17 protein-coding genes and 1 pseudogene are annotated in these 18,050 nt (G+C 71.5%); 9 read left to right on the top strand and 9 right to left on the bottom strand.

Annotation, left to right across the window (positions count from 1 at the left end):
• Positions 1 to 140 precede the first annotated feature (140 nt).
• The gene (locus AB0J04_RS35160) at positions 141 to 806 is read left to right on the top strand and encodes a lysoplasmalogenase (RefSeq protein ID WP_363172664.1); all 666 of its coding nucleotides are present in this window, start codon (positions 141 to 143) and stop codon (positions 804 to 806) included.
• A 3-nt stretch (positions 807 to 809) separates the two neighbouring features.
• Here the strand turns inward: AB0J04_RS35160 and AB0J04_RS35155 are convergent, their stop codons facing one another.
• The 3 genes from AB0J04_RS35155 to AB0J04_RS35145 all read right to left on the bottom strand — a co-directional run bounded on the left by AB0J04_RS35155 (position 810) and on the right by AB0J04_RS35145 (position 4,953).
• Positions 810 to 1,808: a CopD family protein gene (locus AB0J04_RS35155; RefSeq protein WP_363172663.1), complete on the bottom strand. Its 999-nt coding sequence runs from the start codon at positions 1,806 to 1,808 to the stop codon at positions 810 to 812.
• A gap of 69 nt (positions 1,809 to 1,877) precedes the next feature.
• A complete protein-coding gene (locus tag AB0J04_RS35150; RefSeq protein ID WP_363172662.1) occupies positions 1,878 to 3,293 on the bottom strand; it encodes a CoA transferase in 1,416 nt (471 codons plus the stop codon).
• 130 nt (positions 3,294 to 3,423) lie between these two features.
• Positions 3,424 to 4,953 carry a S8 family serine peptidase gene (locus tag AB0J04_RS35145; protein ID WP_363172661.1) on the bottom strand — a complete coding sequence of 510 codons (1,530 nt, stop codon included), beginning with the start codon at positions 4,951 to 4,953 and terminating at the stop codon, positions 3,424 to 3,426.
• A 297-nt stretch (positions 4,954 to 5,250) separates the two neighbouring features.
• On the opposite strand from AB0J04_RS35145, the gene AB0J04_RS35140 reads away from it, so the two are divergent.
• The 3 genes from AB0J04_RS35140 (at position 5,251) to moaA (ending at position 8,383) form a co-directional block, all read left to right on the top strand.
• Entirely contained in the window at positions 5,251 to 5,607 is a 357-nt protein-coding gene (locus AB0J04_RS35140) for a DUF485 domain-containing protein (protein ID WP_363172660.1), read from the top strand.
• Complete coding sequence (locus AB0J04_RS35135) at positions 5,604 to 7,232, top strand: cation acetate symporter (RefSeq protein WP_363172659.1); 1,629 nt, start codon at positions 5,604 to 5,606, stop codon at positions 7,230 to 7,232. The genes AB0J04_RS35140 and AB0J04_RS35135 overlap by 4 nt, the downstream gene beginning before the upstream one ends.
• A gap of 161 nt (positions 7,233 to 7,393) precedes the next feature.
• On the top strand, positions 7,394 to 8,383 hold the full coding sequence (moaA, locus tag AB0J04_RS35130) for a GTP 3',8-cyclase MoaA (RefSeq protein WP_363172658.1): 990 nt from the start codon (positions 7,394 to 7,396) through the stop codon (positions 8,381 to 8,383).
• Here moaA and AB0J04_RS35125 read toward each other — a convergent pair.
• Together AB0J04_RS35125 and AB0J04_RS35120 are read right to left on the bottom strand one after the other, a co-directional pair.
• On the bottom strand, positions 8,380 to 8,613 hold the full coding sequence (locus tag AB0J04_RS35125; protein WP_363172657.1) for a hypothetical protein: 234 nt from the start codon (positions 8,611 to 8,613) through the stop codon (positions 8,380 to 8,382). The genes moaA and AB0J04_RS35125 overlap by 4 nt on opposite strands.
• Before the next feature lie 198 nt (positions 8,614 to 8,811).
• Positions 8,812 to 9,228: a DUF3099 domain-containing protein gene (locus tag AB0J04_RS35120; protein ID WP_363172656.1), complete on the bottom strand. Its 417-nt coding sequence runs from the start codon at positions 9,226 to 9,228 to the stop codon at positions 8,812 to 8,814.
• A gap of 280 nt (positions 9,229 to 9,508) precedes the next feature.
• On the opposite strand from AB0J04_RS35120, the gene AB0J04_RS35115 reads away from it, so the two are divergent.
• A complete protein-coding gene (locus tag AB0J04_RS35115) occupies positions 9,509 to 9,787 on the top strand; it encodes a GlsB/YeaQ/YmgE family stress response membrane protein (protein WP_363172677.1) in 279 nt (92 codons plus the stop codon).
• Between the two features lie 60 nt (positions 9,788 to 9,847).
• On the opposite strand, the gene tyrS is transcribed toward AB0J04_RS35115, so the two are convergent.
• From tyrS to AB0J04_RS35100, 3 genes are read right to left on the bottom strand one after another with little or no spacing between them, the layout of a single operon-like run.
• Positions 9,848 to 11,113: a tyrosine--tRNA ligase gene (gene tyrS / locus AB0J04_RS35110; protein ID WP_363172655.1), complete on the bottom strand. Its 1,266-nt coding sequence runs from the start codon at positions 11,111 to 11,113 to the stop codon at positions 9,848 to 9,850.
• Between the two features lie 43 nt (positions 11,114 to 11,156).
• Positions 11,157 to 12,551, bottom strand: coding sequence for a metallopeptidase TldD-related protein (locus AB0J04_RS35105; protein WP_363172654.1), 1,395 nt, complete (start codon positions 12,549 to 12,551; stop codon positions 11,157 to 11,159).
• Positions 12,548 to 14,071 (bottom strand): TldD/PmbA family protein, encoded by a 1,524-nt coding sequence (locus tag AB0J04_RS35100; RefSeq protein WP_363172653.1) that lies wholly within the window; start codon positions 14,069 to 14,071, stop codon positions 12,548 to 12,550. Before AB0J04_RS35100 ends, AB0J04_RS35105 begins: the two co-directional genes overlap by 4 nt.
• 244 nt (positions 14,072 to 14,315) lie before the next feature.
• Here AB0J04_RS35100 and fabG point away from each other — a divergent pair, with 244 nt between their 5' ends.
• The 3 genes from fabG (at position 14,316) to AB0J04_RS35085 (ending at position 16,325) form a co-directional block, all read left to right on the top strand.
• Positions 14,316 to 15,035, top strand: coding sequence for a 3-oxoacyl-[acyl-carrier-protein] reductase (gene fabG, locus AB0J04_RS35095; RefSeq protein ID WP_363172652.1), 720 nt, complete (start codon positions 14,316 to 14,318; stop codon positions 15,033 to 15,035).
• Positions 15,036 to 15,040: 5 nt separating this feature from the next.
• Positions 15,041 to 15,808: an enoyl-ACP reductase FabI gene (gene fabI / locus AB0J04_RS35090; RefSeq protein ID WP_351908261.1), complete on the top strand. Its 768-nt coding sequence runs from the start codon at positions 15,041 to 15,043 to the stop codon at positions 15,806 to 15,808.
• 175 nt (positions 15,809 to 15,983) lie between these two features.
• Entirely contained in the window at positions 15,984 to 16,325 is a 342-nt protein-coding gene (locus AB0J04_RS35085; protein WP_363172651.1) for a hypothetical protein, read from the top strand.
• On the opposite strand, the gene AB0J04_RS35080 is transcribed toward AB0J04_RS35085, so the two are convergent.
• The gene (locus AB0J04_RS35080) at positions 16,306 to 16,995 is read right to left on the bottom strand and encodes a FadR/GntR family transcriptional regulator (RefSeq protein WP_363172650.1); all 690 of its coding nucleotides are present in this window, start codon (positions 16,993 to 16,995) and stop codon (positions 16,306 to 16,308) included. The two genes, AB0J04_RS35085 and AB0J04_RS35080, sit on opposite strands and share 20 nt — an antisense overlap.
• 70 nt (positions 16,996 to 17,065) lie before the next feature.
• Between AB0J04_RS35080 and AB0J04_RS35075 the strand changes: the two are divergent.
• Positions 17,066 to 17,959, top strand: a pseudogene (locus AB0J04_RS35075) (MFS transporter); the annotation flags it as partial.
• Positions 17,960 to 18,050 lie beyond the last annotated feature (91 nt).

Genomic DNA, 18,050 nt, shown 5'->3' with positions numbered 1-18,050 from the left:
CCCGCACCCACCTCCGCGCCCGCACCCACCTCCGCGCCCGCACCCACCTCCGCGCCCGCACCCACCTCCGCGCCCGCACCCACCTCCGCGCCCGCACCCACCTCCGCGCCCGCCGCCCCGGTCGAGGAGACCACGGCCGCGTGACCCGCTCCCGCGTCCTCGCCGCTCGTCCCGTCCGCCCCGCGCTCCTCGTCCTGTTCGCCCTCGCCGCCGCCGTCGACCTGCTCGACCTCGCGGTCGGCCGCGACGCCGGGCATGCCGTGGCCAAGCCGCTCCTCATGCCCCTCCTCGCCGCCTGGGCCGCCCTGCGCGGCGCACCCCGGCTCCTGGTCGCCGCCCTCCTGTGCGGCTGGGGCGGCGACGTCCTGCTCCTCTCCGACGCCGACCCCGCCTTCCTCGCCGGCATGGCCTCCTTCGCCGCCGGGCACCTCTGCTACCTCGCGCTGTTCGCACGCGTCGGCCGCCCACGCGCGCGTGCCGCGCTCCTCGCCCCCTGCTACGCCACCGCCCTCGTCGCCACCGTCGCCCTGCTGTGGCCCGGACTCCCGGCGGAGCTGCGCCTCCCCGTCGCCGTCTACAGCACCCTGCTCACCGCCATGGCGTACACCGCCACCGCCCGGCTCGGCCCGGTCGCCGGCGTCGGCGGTGCGCTCTTCCTGCTCTCCGACACGCTGATCGCGACCGGCGTCGCCGACTGGCCGCAGCCCCCGCGCCCCGACCTCTGGATCATGCTCACGTACCTCGCCGCACAGTTCCTGCTGGTCCGCGGCACCCTCGGCGAGCAGCGACGCCTGGTCAACAGTTGAGCATCAGCCCTTGATCGGCAGCGGCAGGGCTGTCAACAACCCCGACACCGCGATCACCACACCCAGCGCGACGATCTCCACGCGCGCGGGGGAGCAGGCGGCCCGCGGGTCGGGGGCCCGACGCAGCCGGGTCCGCGCCCACAGGGCGAGCAGGGCGACCGCGCCGACCAACAGCACCTTGGCGAGCAGCACGCGCCCGTACGCCGTCGCCGTCAGCTGCTCCAGCACCGGCCCCGACGGCAGCCGGCGCAACGAACTGCACAGCCCGGTCACGGTGACCGCGGCGAACAGGACGGCCGCCACGCGCGCGTAGAGCCCCAGCAGCGCGCCGCCGGCCTCCGCGTCGTCCCACCGCCGCAGCGTGCGGAGCACGTTCAGCAGCCCGCCCGCCCACAGTGCCGAGCACGTCAGATGCACGACCGTCAGTCCGGAGCCGATCAACGGCGTGGGTTCGGTCGGCGGATGCGCGCGCAGCGCCTCCGCCAGGACCACCACCGCGAGCGGCCACACCTGACGGCCCGGGCGACGCGAGAGCGCGCACAGCCCGGCCACCGTGAACGCGATCGCCTCCAGCAGGGCCAGGACGCCGGCCCGTGAGCCGTGGCCGTGCGGAGCCAGCTCCCCGGCGGTCGCCGCGGCCGCGAACCCCACGACGGCCGCGTACGGCGCCCACCCGCCCGGTCGGCCGGCCGGGGCGTCGGGCACCCGCCGGGCCAGCCCGCTCGCGAACACCTCGCCCACCTGCACGCACAGCGCCGCGAACAGCGCCGCCCGCAGCAGCGCGACCACTGCGGAGTCGGGGGTCGCGCTCGCCCCGGTGCCGTGCGCGGCGACGGACGGCCCGAGCAGCGGGATCAGCGCACCGAGTCCCACCAGGACGAACACCGCCATCGCCCGGCCGAGACCGGGACGGGTACGGGTACGGGTACCGGGACGGCGTGCCGATCCGGAGCGGGAGTCTGAGCCGGAGCTGGTCGTGTCGGTCGGTCGTATGAGCGCCATGGCAGGATCTTCACCACGCGTCTCAAAGCGGGGCAAATCGATATCGATCGCCCCGGCCGCGACCTGAGGTCACAGCCAGCGCGCCGGATCGGCCCCCCAAACCCCGGGCGGACGCGCCCAGTCGCGCGGCCCGCCGTCGAACGACACCGGCGGAAGGGCGTACCGCAGCCGCCCGATGGGGCTGTCGGCCTCCGCGAGCCAGGGCCGCGGGTCGACGCGGGCGTCCCCGCCCACCTCCGGGGCGCCCTCCTTGGCCGGCCCTTTGCCCTCGGCTTCGTCCATCCGGGCGTCCTCGGTCAGCCAGGCCGCCGTCCGCGCCAGCGCCAGCCGCACGGACCGGCTGCCGCCGTCGTACGACTGCTCGGTCAGCGCCCGCAGCACGGCCGCCGCCAGCAGATAGCCGGTGCCGTGGTCGAGGGCCTGCGCCGGAAGCGCGCCGGGCCGCTCCGCCGAGCCCTCGACCGCCGCGATGCCGGTGGCGGCCTGCACCAGGCTGTCGAAGCCGCGCCGCCCGCCCCACGGCCCGTACGCGCCCCACGCCGACACCTGCGCCACGACCAGCCCCGGCCGGCGCTCGGCCAGCGCCTCGGGGGAGAGCCCGAACCGGTCCAGGGCGCCCGGCCGGTACCCGGTCACCACGACGTCCGCCGCCGCGAGCAGCTCCTCGAACACGCGCCGGTCCGCCGTCGCCGTCAGGTCCAGCAGCGCCGAGCGCTTCCCGAAGCCCGTGTCGGCGTGCTGGTCGGGAAGCTCGGCCGGTCGGGGGGCGTCGACGCGCAGGACGTCCGCGCCCAGCAGGGCGAGGGTGCGGGTGGCGACCGGCCCGGCGAGCACCCGCGTCAGGTCCAGCACCCGCAGCCCGGCTGCGGGCAGCAAGGGGGTGCCGTCGAGCGGCGCGAAGGCACGCGCGCGTGCCCCGTCCAACCGGCCCCGCTCGACCAAGGGGCGCCCGGCGATCACCGCCGCCTGCTCGTGTGCCGACCACTGCTGGGGCGTGCGCAGGGCGACGGCCAGGCCGTCGGCCGCGTACACCGCGTCCTCCACGTCGAGGGCGGAGCGCTCGGCGAGCGCCGCTTCCACGACGGCCGGGTCGGCGTCCCCGGGCAGATCCAGCGCCGTCAGCAGTCGCGTGCGGTGGTGCGGGTAGTTGGCGTGGGTGCGCACCCAGCCGTCGGCCGTCCGCCAGAACCGGGACAGCGGGGCGAAGACGACCGGCGCCCGCCCGTCGACCAGCACCTGCCGCTCGCTGGCGAACGCGGTGGCCACCGCCCCGTCGTCCACCCGCACCTCGGGGACCTCCGGGAGGCCGGCCCGCCGCGCCCCCAGTTCGGCGCCGGCCAGCGCGCACGCGCCCACACAGGCCCGTGCCAGCTCCCGCACGGGGAGGCGCGCCGACAGGGCGCCCTCCCGTACGACGGTCGACACGCGCGCGAGAAGGGCGGGATCGCCGCCCAGTTCCGACCAGGCGGACTTGATCTGAGTCATGATTGCATTATGCAGTATTGATCCAATCAATATATGTGTCCCCGGGGCACGACAAAGGGCCGGACGGATGATCCGCCCGGCCCCTCGCGGCGCGTGCTACTCCACGGCGTGTGCTACTTCACGGCGCGTGTCACTTCACGGCACGCAGCGCGTTCACGACGCCGAAGCCGAAGAAGCCGTTCACCCGCTTGCCGCCCACGCAGGTCGCGTCCACGACACCGTCACCGTTGCCGTCGTACGGCTCGGTCGGGCAGCCCGGGTTGTTCGCCTGCGCCTTGAGCAGCGCCTGCAACTGGGCCGGGGTCGCCCACGGGTGCGTCGACTTCAGCAGCGCGGCCACCCCGGCCACGTGCGGGGACGCCATCGAGGTGCCCTGGAGGAAGCCGTACGCGTTGTTCGGCATCGTCGACAGGATGCGGCCGTTGGCCGACGGGGCGTCCGGGATCTGGTACCGGTCGCCGCCCGGAGCCGCGACGTCGATGGCGCCCAGGCCGTAGGTGGAGTAGTACGACTTGGTGCCCTTGACGCCCGTCGCGCTCACCGTGACGACGCCCGGCAGCTGGGTCGGCACGTCGAAGCACTCGTGCGGGTCGATCGTCCGCTCGACCGGCGTGGAGTCGTCCGGGCTGGAGGCGTCGACCAGCGAGTCGGCGTCCAGGTCGTGGTTGGAGTTGCCCGCCGAGGCCACGTTGAGCGTGCCCTTCTTCTGGGCGTACAGCTGGGCCCTGTTGACCGAATCGACAATGGCCTTCTGGTCGGGGTCGTCCATGCAGTTGTACAGCCACGGGTCCACGTAGTAGCTGTTGTTCGTGATCTCGACGCCGTGGTCGGCGGCGAACACGAAGGCGCAGACGACGTTCTCCGGGTAGAAGAGGCCGTCCTTGGGGTCGCTCACCTTGATGCCGGCGACCTTGACGCCGGGCGCGACGCCCGCCACGCCGATGCCGTTGCGGGCCGCGGCGATCTCACCGGCGACATGGGTGCCGTGGTAGTCGTCCACGGTGTACGGACGCCACGCGCCCTCGCTGGTGTCCGCGACGCCGCCGACGCAGTTCGCCGACTGGGACGCGGAGAAGTTCGGCGCGAGGTCCGGGTGGGTGTCGTCGACGCCGGTGTCGATCACGGCGACCGTGACCTTCTTGCTGCCCGGGTTGATAGCGGCGGCCTTGTCGGCGCCGATCGCGCGCAGGTCCCACTGGTCGGCCTCGAGCGGCTCGCTCTGGCCCGCGGCGTCGGACGCCTTCTCGACCTTCGCGGCCTGCGCCTGCGACAGGACCTGTGCCGCGCCCTCGTCGGTGGTCCCGGCGAGGCTCAGCGGCGCGGTTCGGGTCGCGCCCGCCGACTGCACGCCGCGCACCGCGCGTATCTGGGTGCCGAAGTCGGGGTTCGCCGAGTGGACGACGATCACGCCGATCTTCTCGTAGGTCGCGACGACGGTGCCGCCGGCCGAGGCGATCGCCTTCTTCACCGAACCGATCGTGCGGTGGTCCACCTTGGTGTTGACGACGTACGCCAGGGTTCCGGCGTCGGCCGTCTGGGTGGCGGAGGTCGTGACGGGGGCCGCGGAGGCCGCCGTCGGCAGGAAGCCGAGGGAGGCGGTCAGCGACAGCACGACGGGCACCGCGAGAGCGAGGCGGCGTCTGGAAGGCAGATGGGCCATGGGGTCTCCACATCATCCGGAAACGGGACCTGGCCCAAGCGCAGGTGCCGCTTGAGCAGGTACATGACGGGTGGTGCTGTGCCGAAGCTATCTCCCGGACTCGCTGGCCAGCAATGACCTTTGGGGACGACTTCCGAAAGTGGCTCAGATCCGGCGCGGGAGAGGCCCGGGCGACGACTTCCGAAAGAACCCGATCGAGTTGAACCGGCCCTCGCGCGCCGCCGTGCCCTTGTGCAGGGAGCCCATGCACGATCGAGCCCCCGCCCCACCCGCCACCTGCAAGCACGAGGAGACTCCGTGGCCACCGAGACACCGCCCCCTTCGAAAGCCCCCACCCAACTCCCCTCCAGCGAGGAGTTCGTCGCGGTGCAGGAGAGCGCGGAGTTCGGTGAACTGCGCAGCGCCTACCGCGGCTTCGCCTTCCCGCTGACCGTCGCCTTCATCGCCTGGTACCTGCTGTACGTCCTGCTGTCCAACTACGCGGGCGATTTCATGGGCGCCAAGCTCTTCGGCAACATCAACGTGGCCCTCGCCCTGGGCCTCGCCCAGTTCCTCACCACGTTCCTCATCGCCTGGTGGTACGCGCGTACCGCCGCCGCCAAGTTCGACCCCAAGGCCGAAGCCATCAAGTCCCGGATGGAGGGCGGCGCATGAGCCCCGCACAGCACACCACCCTGCTCGCCGCCGGTGAGGCGAGCGAGCACCGCACACTGATCATCACACTGTTCGCGGTGTTCGTCCTGGCGACCCTCGTCATCACCGTCTGGGCCGGCCGCCAGACCAAGGACGCCGCCGACTTCTACGCCGGCGGCCGCCAGTTCACCGGCTTCCAGAACGGCCTCGCCGTCTCCGGCGACTACATGTCCGCCGCGTCCTTCCTCGGCATCGCCGGCGCCATCGCCCTCTTCGGCTACGACGGCTTCCTGTACTCCATCGGCTTCCTCGTCGCCTGGCTGGTCGCCCTGCTCCTGGTCGCCGAGCCGCTGCGCAACTCCGGCCGCTACACGATGGGCGACGTGCTGGCCTACCGCATGCGCCAGCGCCCCGTCCGCACGGCCGCCGGCACCTCCACCATCGTCGTCTCGATCTTCTACCTGCTCGCCCAGATGGCGGGCGCGGGCGTGCTGGTCTCGCTCCTGCTCGGCATCACCAGCGACAGCGGCAAGATCGGCATCGTCGCCCTGGTCGGCGTCCTGATGATCGTCTACGTGACGATCGGCGGCATGAAGGGCACCACCTGGGTCCAGATGGTCAAGGCGGTCCTGCTCATCGCGGGCGCCCTGCTGCTCACCTTCCTGGTCCTGCTGAAGTTCGACTTCAACGTCTCCGACCTGCTCGGCTCGGCCGCCTCCAACAGCGGCAAGGGCACCGCGTTCCTGGAGCCCGGCCTGAAGTACGGCGCCACCGGCACCACCAAACTGGACTTCATCTCCCTCGGCATCGCCCTCGTCCTGGGCACCGCGGGCCTGCCGCACATCCTGATCCGCTTCTACACCGTGCCCACCGCCAAGGCCGCCCGTAAGTCGGTCATCTGGGCCATCGGCCTGATCGGCTCCTTCTACCTGATGACCCTCGCCCTCGGCTTCGGCGCCGCCGCCCTCATCAAGCCGGACGAGATCATCGCGTCCAACAAGGCCGGCAACACGGCCGCACCGCTCCTCGCCCTGCATCTCGGCGGCGTCGACTCCAACTGGGGCGCGATCCTGCTGGCCACCATCTCGGCGGTCGCCTTCGCCACCATCCTCGCGGTCGTCGCCGGCCTCACCCTGGCGTCGTCGTCGTCCTTCGCCCACGACATCTACGCGAACGTCATCAAGAAGGGCCAGGCCTCCGAGAAGCAGGAGATCAACGCGGCCCGCTACGCCACCGTCGGCATCGGCGCCGTCTCCATCCTGCTGGGCGCCCTCGCCCGTGACCTGAACGTCGCCGGCCTGGTCGCCCTCGCCTTCGCGGTCGCCGCCTCCGCCAACCTGCCGACGATCCTCTACAGCCTCTTCTGGAAGCGGTTCACCACCTCCGGAGCCCTGTGGTCGATCTACGGCGGCCTGGTCACCGCGGTCGGCCTGGTGCTGTTCTCGCCGGTCGTCTCGGGCAAGCCCTCCTCGATGTTCCCGGACGTCGACTTCCACTGGTTCCCGCTGGAGAACCCCGGCATCATCTCGATCCCGGTCGGCTTCCTGCTGGGCGTCGTCGGCACCCTGCTGTCGAAGGAGGAGCCCGACACGAAGAAGTTCGCCGAGCTGGAGGTCCGTTCCCTCACCGGCACCGGAGCCCACTGAGCACCCACCCGACCACGCTCCCCCCGCGGCCGCGTCGTAGCTCTCTACGACGCGGCCGCGTCCCACCTCGTGGGATCGGGCTCTTTCGATGTCAGTGGCGTCACGTAGGCTCGCAAGTGACGGAAGAAGACAAGCGATCCGCTGCGAGGGAGGGGGCCCACGTGCTCATCGACACCTACGGCCGAGTGGCCACCGACCTGAGAGTCTCGCTGACCGACCGGTGCAACCTGCGCTGCACCTACTGCATGCCCGAGGAGGGCCTGCAATGGCTGGCCAAGCCCGACCTCCTCACGGACGACGAGATCGTCCGCCTGATCGACATAGCGGTCTCCACGCTCGGCATCGAGGAGGTCCGCTTCACGGGGGGCGAGCCCCTGCTGCGTCCGGGCCTGGTCGGCATCGTCGAGCGGGTCGCGGCCCTCACCCCCCGCCCCCGGACGTCCCTGACGACGAACGGCATCGGCCTGCGCCGCACCGCCACCGCCCTGAAGGCGGCGGGCCTGGACCGGGTCAACGTCTCCCTCGACACCCTGCGCCCGGACGTCTTCAAGAAGCTCACCCGCCGCGACCGCCACAAGGACGTCCTCGAAGGCCTCGAAGCCGCCCGCGAGGCAGGCCTCACCCCGGTGAAGGTCAACGCGGTCCTGATGCCGGGCCTGAACGAGGACGAAGCCCCAGACCTCCTCGCCTGGGCCGTGGAGAACGACTACGAGCTGCGATTCATCGAGCAGATGCCGCTGGACGCGCAGCACGGCTGGAAGCGCGAGGGCATGGTCACGGCCGGCGACATCCTGGCCTCCCTGCGCACCCGCTTCGACCTCACCCCCGAGGACCGGGACGAACGGGGCTCGGCCCCGGCCGAACGCTGGCTGGTGGACGGCGGGCCGCACCGCGTGGGCGTCATCGCCTCCGTCACCCGCCCGTTCTGCGCCGCCTGCGACCGCACCCGGCTCACGGCCGACGGCCAGATCCGCACCTGCCTCTTCGCCCGCGAGGAGACCGACCTGCGAGCGGCCCTGCGCTCCGACGCGCCCGACGAGGAGATAGCCCGCATCTGGCGCCTCGCGATGTGGGGCAAGAAGGCGGGCTCGGGGCTGGACGACCCGAGCTTCCTCCAGCCGGACAGACCGATGTCGGCGATCGGCGGCTAGGACAGGTCCTGGTCCCGCGACTCCCGCGACTCCCACTCCGGCAGCGGGACGACGTCCTTCAGGAAACCCCGTACACCGAGGAACTGGGACAGGTGCTCCCGGTGCTCCTCGCACGCGAGCCAGGTCTTGCGCCGCTCCGGCGTGTGGATCTTCGGGTTGTTCCAGGCGAGCACCCACACGGCGTCGACGCGGCAGCCCTTGGCGGAACAGATGGGGGTCTCGTCAGTCACAGAACCGTCTCACGTGTGCGCATAAAAAGGCGACGCCGAGCAGCCACGGGGGGAGCTGCCCGGCGTCGGTCCGTCGCTCCGACGGGGGATGCGGAGCGCGTACGAAGTATGTCACGGCCGAGCGCTCCCACGGCACTGGAACAACATGATTGATCTGAGCTTTTCCTGAGCTTGGCGCACAGCCGGTTCAAGGCCTGTTCATGGCCGCCGCTCAGTCTGATCGGGCGCGGATTCCTCCCGGAGGGATTCCGCGAAGGGTTCCTTTTCCGGCTCTCCCGGGGCGGATTCCGAGGTGTCGCCCCCGGCGCGCGGCGGAGCGATCATGGTCCGCACCGGCGCCTTCAGGAAGGTGGACGGAAGGGAAGGCACGTTCTCCCGACCCGCGTTGGCGATCACCACCGAGATATAGGGGAGAACCACTCCCAGGACCAACGCCACGACGGCCACGTGCCGTTCCACGTTCCACAACGTCGCCGCGAGGATCACCGACAGCGTGCGGATCGACATGGAGATGATGTACCGCCGTTGCCGGCCCCGCACGTCGTCCTGGAGACCTTGGCGCGCACCGGTGATCCGGAACACCTCGGCGTGCCCGCCGCCACCCTGCTTCCGCATCACATTCCACCGTCCGCCCGCATCGGCCCCGCAGCGGCCTCACCTCGGCCGCACTCCGTCGCCCGTACCCGATCGGCGAGCCGGGCCCGGACACCGTCCACGTTACGCCGCGCCTGCGCCGCCTTCGAGACCGGGTCGTCTCCCGCCCGGGCGAAGGCTCTGCGCCGTCCCGCGTACGGACGTACCCGACGTGCGGCGTACGGCGGGCGGACCGAGACTCAAGGGCAATGCTCACGTCGAGCAGGGCCATGCTCACGTCGAGTGGTACGAGGAGGCAGCCATGGGCTGGTTGTGGGCGATCATCGTGGGATTCGTGCTGGGCCTGATCGCCAAGGCGATCATCCCGGGCAAGCAGCACAGCCCGCTCTGGCTGACCACCATCTTCGGCATGCTCGGCGCGCTCGTGGGCAACGCGATCGCCCGCTGGGCAGGCGTCGAGTCCACGCCCGGCATCGACTGGAGCCGCCACATCTTCCAGCTGATCGCCGCGATCATCATCGTCGCCGTCGGCGACATGCTCTACATGGCGACGCTGGGCAAACGGAAGCAACAGGCCTGACCACGGGTTCGACCGCGGGCCGACCTCCGTCAGGAGATCACCCCGCGGCCGCTCTGCAGGTCATCCGGTGAACTCGACCGCCGCCAGGTTCTTCTTCCCCCGCCGCAGCACCAGCCACCGCCCGTGGATGAGCTCCTCCTTCGCCGGGACGGAGTCCTCCGCGGTGACCTTGACGTTGTTCACGTAGGCCCCGCCCTCCTTCACGGTCCGCCGCGCGGCGGACTTGCTCGCCACGAGACCGACTTCGGCGAACAGGTCCACGACGAGGCCGAGCTCGGCGACCCGCACGTGCGGTACCTCGGAGAGGGCCGCGGCCAGCGTCCGGTCGTCGAGGTCGCCGAGCTCGCCTTGGCCGAAGAGGGCCTTGGACGCGGCGATCACGGCGGCCGTCTGGTCGGCGCCGTGCACCAGCGTCGTCAGCTCCTCGGCCAGCGCGCGCTGGGCGGCGCGGGCCTGCGGACGCTCCTCGGTCTGCTTCTCCAGCTCCTCGAGCTCCGCGCGGGACCGGAAGGACAAGATCCGCATGTACGCCGAGATGTCCCGGTCGTCCACGTTCAGCCAGAACTGGTAGAACGCGTACGGCGTCGTCATCTCCGGGTCGAGCCAGACGGCGCCGCCCTCGGTCTTGCCGAACTTGGTGCCGTCCGCCTTGACCATCAGCGGCGTCGCCAGACAGTGCGCCTCGGCCTCCGGCTCCAGCCGGTGGATCAGGTCGAGGCCCGCCGTGAGGTTGCCCCACTGGTCGCTGCCGCCCTGCTGCAGCGTGCAGCCGTACCTGCGGTACAGCTCCAGGAAGTCCATGCCCTGGAGCAGCTGGTAGCTGAACTCCGTGTAGCTGATGCCCTCCTGGGACTCCAGGCGCCGGGCGACGGAGTCCTTGGTGAGCATCTTGTTGACGCGGAAGTGCTTGCCGATGTCACGCAGGAACTCGATGGCCGACAGCCCGGCCGTCCAGTCCAGGTTGTTCACCATCACCGCGGCGTTCTCGCCCTCGAAGGACAGGAACGGCTCGATCTGCGCCCGCAGCCGCGTCACCCAGTTCGCGACCGTCTCCGGGGCGTTCAGCGTGCGCTCCGCCGTCGGGCGGGGGTCGCCGATCTGACCGGTCGCCCCGCCCACCAGGGCCAGCGGACGCAGGCCCGCCTGCTGGAGCCGGCGCATGGTGAGGACCTGCACCAGGTGGCCGACGTGCAGGCTGGCTGCCGTAGGGTCGAAACCGCAATAGAACGTGACGGGACCGTCCGCGAGCGCCTTGCGCAAAGCGTCCTCGTCAGTGGACAGGGCCCACAGCCCACGCCACTTCAGCTCGTCGACGATGTCCGTCACGGTTCTCATATCTCCTCGAGTGGTCTCGTAATCAGGTACGAGGTTATACGCCCTGGCTGACAGAGCTCATATTGAAGTCCGGCACCCTCAGCGGGGGCATCGCGGCCCTGGTGAACCAGTCGCTCCATTCCCGGGGCAGCGTCTTCTCGGTGCGCCCCGCCTCCGTCGCCCGCCCCAGCAGACCGACCGGCGACTCGTTGAACCGGAAGTTGTTCACCTCGCCGACCACCTCGCCGTCCTCGACGAGGTAGACGCCGTCCCGGGTCAGACCGGTGAGCAGCAGGGTCGCCGGATCGACCTCGCGGATGTACCACAGGCAGGTCAGCAGCAGCCCGCGCGCGGTGTTCGCGACCATCTCCTCCAGGGAGCGGTCGTCACCGCCGTCCAGGATCAGGTTGTCGCTCCCGGGGGCCACCGGCAGGCCGGTCAGGGCGGCGCTGTGCCGGGTGGTCGTCAGGTGCTTCAGCTCGCCCGCGCCGATCCACTCGGTGGGCCGCACCGGCAGCCCGTTGTCGAAGACCGACTGATCGCCGCCGGAGGAGTGCGCGATGACGAACGGCGCCGACTCCAGACCCGGCTCGTTCGGGTCGCTGCGCAGGTTCAGCGGCAGGTCCGTCAGCTTCTCGCCGAGCCGGGTGCCGCCGCCGGGCTTGGAGAACACCGTCCGGCCCTCGGTCGCGTCCCGGCCCGAGGCCGACCAGATCTGGTAGATCAGCAGATCGGCCACCGCGGTCGGCGGCAGCAGCGTCTCGTACCGTCCGGCGGGCAGCTCGATCCGCCGCTCCGCCCAGCCCAGACGGACGGCGAGCTCGGCGTCGAGCGAGGCCGGGTCGACGTCCTTGAAGTCCCGGGTCGAGCGCCCCGCCCACGCCGAGCGCGTACGGTCCGGGGACTTGGCGTTGAGCTCCAGCGTCCCGTTCGGCTGGTCGTGCCGCAGCCGCAGCCCCGTCGACGTGCCCAGGTACGTCGAGACCAGCTCGTGGTTGGCGAACCCGTACAGCTCCCGGCCGCCCGCACGCGCGCGTGCGAACGCCTCGCCCAGCGCCGGCGCGAAGTCGGCGAACACGGCGGACGACGTCTCCGCGGGGGCCTCCGTGAACTCGGGGGACCGCGTCACGCCCGTGACCAGCGGCTGCGCGTCCTCGGCGGGGGCCGCACCGCGCGCGGCGGCCTCGGCGGCCCGTACCAGGGGCTCCAGCTCGTCCGGGGTCACGGCGGACCGCGAGACGACCCCGGAGGCGGTGCCCTCCTTGCCGTCGACCGTCGCGATCACGGTGAGCGTGCGCCCGCGCGTGACGCCGTTGGTGGTCAGCGCGTTGCCGGCCCAGCGCAGGTTGGCGGTCGACTGCTCGTCGGCGATGACGACGCACCCGTCGGCCCGCGACAGCTCGAGGGCGCGCTCGACGACCTCGTGCGGCTTGGTGGTACGGGCGCTCATCGACCGGCCTCCTGCGTGGTGTTGAGGATGTTGACGCCCTTGAACAGGGCCGACGGGCAGCCGTGCGAGACGGCCGCGACCTGCCCGGGCTGGGCCTTGCCGCAGTTGAAGGCGCCGCCGAGGACGTACGTCTGCGGACCGCCCACCGCCGCCATCGAGCCCCAGAAGTCGGTCGTCGTCGCCTGGTAGGCCACGTCCCGCAACTGCCCGGTGATCCGCCCGTTCTCGATCCTGAAGAACCGCTGCCCGGTGAACTGGAAGTTGTACCGCTGCATGTCGATGGACCACGACCGGTCCCCGACCACGTAGATCCCACGGTCGACGCTCCCGATGAGCCCCTCGGTCGACATGCCCGCCGGATCCGGCCGCAGCGACACGTTGGCCATCCGCTGCACCGGCACATGACCGGGGGAGTCGGCGAAGGCGCAGCCGTTGGACCGCTCGAACCCGGTCAGCCTCGCGATCCGCCGGTCCAGCTGGTAGCCGACGAGCGTGCCGTCCTTCACCAGGTCCCAGGACTGGCCCGCGACGCCCTCGTCGTCGTAACCGACGGTCGCCAGGCCGTGCTCGGCGGTGCGGTCGCCCGTGACGTTCATCAGGTCCGAGCCGTAGCGCAGCTTGCCGAGCTGGTCGAAGGTGGCGAAGGAGGTGCCGGCGTAGGCGGCCTCGTAGCCGAGGGCGCGGTCCAGCTCGGTGGCGTGGCCGATGGACTCGTGGATGGTCAGCCACAGGTTGGACGGGTCGACGACCAGGTCGTACAGCCCCGGCTCGACGCTCGGCGCCCGCATCTTCTCGGCGAGCAGCTCCGGGATCCGTTCGAGTTCGTCGTCCCAGTCCCACCCGGTGCCGGTGAGGTACTCCCAGCCGCGTCCGACGGGCGGCGCGACGGTGCGCATCGAGTCGAACTCGCCGCTGGACTCGTCGACCGACACCGCGTTGAGCGTCGGGTGCAGCCGCACCCGCTGCTGGGTGGTCACCGTCCCGGCCGTGTCGGCATAGAACTTGTTCTCGTGGACGGTGAGCAGCGAGGCGTCCACATGGTTGATCCCGCCCGCCGCCAGCAGCCGGGCGCTCCAGTCGGCGAGCAGCGCGGCCTTGTCCTCGTCGGGCACGGTGAACGGGTCGATCTCGTACGACGAGACCCACGTCTTCTCGGCGTGCACCGGCTCGTCGGCCAGCTCCACGCGCTCGTCCGACCCGGCCGCCTTGATGACCTGCGCGGAGAGCTTGGCCATCGCCACGGCCTGCGAGGCGACCCGGGCGGCGGCGTCCATCGTCAGATCCACGCCGGACGCGAACCCCCACGTGCCGCCGTGCACGACCCGTACCGCGTACCCGAGATCGGTCGTGTCGGACGACCCGGAGGGCTTGGCGTCCCGCAGCCGCCAGGACGCGCTGCGCACCCGCTCGAACCGGAAGTCCGCGTGCTCCGCCCCGAGCGCACGCGCGCGTGCGAGGGCGGCGTCGGCGAGGGCGCGTAGGGGTAGGGCCGTGAAACTTTCATCGATGCTATGGGGCACCTACGTCTCTCCCTGGTGTCGTCGCGTGTGAAGGCATCGATCATGTCGCGCCCGACGGCCCCCGGACCACACCTTTCCGCCCCGCGTACGCAAACTTTCTGTAGGGACTCCACAGACACTCCCGTGAGCCACTGTCGGTGCCCGAATGTCCGCGGGCCGAATCGGACCGATAGGTTTCGAGGGAAGCCGCCTGCCATCCAGTGCTCGGGCGGGTGTTTCAGATCCCTATCGAAAGGGTGATCCGTTGAGCCGCTCGGTTCTCGTCACCGGAGGAAACCGGGGCATCGGCCTCGCCATCGCCCGCGCGTTCCTCGACGCCGGCGACAAGGTCGCGATCACATACCGCTCGGGTGAGCCGCCGGCCGCCCTGACGGAGCTGGGCTGCCTGGCGGTCAAGTGCGACATCACCGACGCCGAGCAGGTGGAGCAGGCCTACAAGGAGATCGAGGCCGAGCACGGCACGGTCGAGGTCCTGATCGCCAACGCCGGCATCACCAAGGACCAGCTGCTGATGCGCATGTCCGAGGAGGACTTCACCTCGGTCATCGACACCAACCTCACCGGCACCTTCCGGGTGGTCAAGCGCGCCAACCGCGGCATGCTGCGCGCCAGGAAGGGCCGCGTCGTCCTGATCTCCTCGGTCGTCGGGCTGTTCGGCGGTCCCGGCCAGGCGAACTACGCCGCCTCCAAGGCCGGCCTGGTCGGCTTCGCACGCTCCCTCGCCCGTGAGCTCGGCTCGCGCAACATCACCTTCAACGTCGTCGCGCCCGGCTTCGTGGACACCGACATGACGAAGGTGCTCACCGACGAGCAGCGCGAGGGCATCGTGAAGCAGGTGCCGCTCGGTCGTTACGCGCAGCCCGAGGAGGTCGCCGCAGCGGTGCGGTTCCTCGCCTCGGACGACGCCTCGTACATCACTGGAGCCGTCATTCCCGTTGACGGCGGACTGGGAATGGGTCACTGATCACCATGAGCGGAATTCTCGAGGGCAAGCGCGTCCTGATCACCGGTGTGCTGATGGAGTCCTCCATCGCCTTCCACACCGCCAAGCTGGCCCAGGAGCAGGGCGCCGAGATCATCCTGACCGCGTTCCCGCGGCCCACGCTGACCGAGCGCATCGCCAAGAAGCTTCCCAAGCCCACCAAGGTCATCGAGCTCGACGTCACCAACGACGAGCACCTCGGCCGGCTGGCCGACATCGTCGGCGAGGAGCTCGGCGGCCTCGACGGCGTCGTGCACTCCATCGGCTTCGCGCCGCAGGACGCCCTCGGCGGCAACTTCCTCAACACGCCGTTCGAGTCGGTCGCCACGGCCATGCACGTCTCGGCGTACTCCCTGAAGTCGCTCACCATGGCCTGCCTGCCGCTGATGCAGAACGGCGGCTCGGTCGTCGGCCTCACCTTCGACGCGCAGTACGCGTGGCCGCAGTACGACTGGATGGGCCCCGCCAAGGCCGCCCTGGAGGCCACCAGCCGTTACATGGCGCGTGACCTGGGCAAGCAGAACATCCGCTGCAACCTCATCTCGGCGGGTCCGATCGGCTCCATGGCCGCCAAGTCCATCCCGGGCTTCGGCGACCTGGCCGCCGTCTGGGACGAGCGTTCCCCGCTGGAGTGGGACCTCAAGGACCCGGAGCCGGCCGGCCGCGGTGTCGTCGCCCTGCTGAGCGACTGGTTCCCGAAGACCACGGGCGAGATCATCCACGTCGACGGCGGTCTGCACGCCATCGGAGCGTGACGCCGCCGCTGCGGCACCGAGTGTCGGGGTGAGGGCCCGCGTCCGGTCGGACGCGGGCCCTCACCCTTCACTCGTTCGGCCTACCTGGCCGGGCGGCACGCGGCTCCCACCAGGCACTGTGAAGTACGCGTTCACCACGCGCTTCCCTCCCCAGCTCTGCCGAGGAGGTTCCCTTGTGCGCCTGTTCCGTAGCCTCGCCCCAGTGACCGCCGCCGTCGTCCTCGTCCTCTGCGCGTCGTACGAGGCGCTTCCCCACGCGCGCGTGGGGAACTCCGAGCGCCCCGATCCGTTCGGCGCGGAGTGCCGCACCGGCGTCCAGGGCTCCCGCGTCGTCGCCTACTGCCACAACCCCTACGTCGACACCGACCGCGTCCGGCTGCACATCGAGTGCGACCGCTGGTGGGACCTCGACACCGACGGCACCCCCGCCGACGCGGGCCCCGCCCAGACCGTCCGGCTCACCGGCCGCTGCTGGAAGGAGGTCCGCTCGGCCTGGGTCAGTCACCAGAAGGTGTGAACCGTCCGGGCCGGCACAGCAACGGATAGCCGGCCGCCTCCACGGCCGCGGCCGTCGCGTCGCCCGCGCGGATCGCGTCCACCAGCCGCGTGTGGTCCATGTACGTCTCCGGCGTCAGCTCCGCGCCGACGTCGTCGCGCAGCCAGTCCCGCAGCACCTCGCCGAGGTCCGCGTACATCGCGGTCATGACGTCGTTGTGGGAGGCCGCCACCACCGCCAGGTGGAACGTCGCGTCCGCCGCCACGAACGTCTCCGTGTCGCCCGACTCCCACGCCTCCTCGCGCCGCAGCAGGAGCGCGTCCAGATGCTTGAGGTCCTTCTCCGTCCGCCGCCCGGCGGCCAGCTTCGCCGCGCTCGACTCCAGCGTGGCGCGCAGTTCCGCGATGTGCCCGGGGTCGGCATCGGCGAAGCGGCGGTGCATCACGCCGGCCAGCTCGCTGGTCGCCACGACATACGTGCCCGAGCCCTGCCGGATGTCCAGCAGCCCGTTGTGCGCCAGCGCGCGGACGGCCTCGCGGACGGTGTTGCGCGCGACGCCCAGCTGCTCGACCAGCTCGGGCTCCGTGGGGATCCGCGAGCCGACCGGCCATTCGCCCGAGGTGATCTCGGTACGCAGCGCGGCGATGACCTGCTCGGACAAGGCCGAGCGACGGGGATGGCTCAGGGGCATGGCACACCTTCGCACGGACGGGGCGCCGGATCCGCACCCGGACATGGACAACCAATCATCCCATGATTCTATGATGGTCGGCATGGCGAGCGAGCAGGCACGGACGACGACCACGTCACCGCCCCTCCGTACCTCGGGCGGGATCGAGCCCCGGCGAGCGCTCACGCGCGCGTGGACGAGACGGCTGCTCGTGCTCGGCATCGTGCTGGCCGCCCTCAACCTCCGGCCCGCCATCACCAGCCTCGGCGCCCTCCTCGAAGAGGTCCGCGACGGGCTCGGCATGAGCGGCGCCGTCGCCGGGCTGCTCACCTCGGTGCCCCCGCTCTGCTTCGCCGTCTTCGGCGTGACGGCCCCCCGGCTCGCCCGCCGCTTCGGGCCGGGCGCGGTGGTCTGCGCGGGCCTGGGGGCGATCGCCGCGGGACTGCTCGTCCGCCCCTACGCAGGAGGCACGGCCGGCTTCCTCGCCGCCAGCGCGCTCGCCCTCATGGGCATCGCCGTCAGCAACGTCCTGATGCCGGTCATCGTCAAGCAGCACTTCCCGGACCGGGTCGGCTCCATGACCGGCCTGTACTCGATGGCCCTCGCCGTCGGCACCTCCGCCGCCGCCGCGGTCACCGTGCCCATGACCGAGGCGCTGGGCGGCAGTTGGCGGACCGGGCTCGCGATGTGGTCCGTCCTGGCAGCTGCGGCCGTCCTGCCGTGGCTGCTGCTCGCCCGCGACCGGGGGGCGGGCGCCGACGGTGGCGGTGGTGGTGCGAGGACGGCGGACAAGCGGCCTGAGCGGCGGGACCGGCGGGATCGGCGGGAGAAGCCGGGGAGGTCGCGGGAGTCGCGGGAGTCGCGGGAGTCGCAGGGGCGCGCCCACGCGCGCGTGCCGCGGCCGTCCGCCCCGCTGCGCATCACCCGCAGCCGTACCGCCTGGGCGCTCGCCGTCTTCTTCGGCCTCCAGGCCACCGCCGCTTACGACGTGGTGCGCGACTGAGGTCGGGGTGTGCCGGCCTGGCGGGTTGGCTGGTGGGCGATCACCGCTCGGCGGTGCGGTCGGAAACGAGGCC

Origin of the sequence: Streptomyces sp. NPDC050263 (assembly GCF_040655955.1) — a bacterium.
Taxonomy (GTDB): domain Bacteria; phylum Actinomycetota; class Actinomycetes; order Streptomycetales; family Streptomycetaceae; genus Streptomyces.
This window is presented reverse-complemented; position numbering and strand designations above follow the sequence as displayed.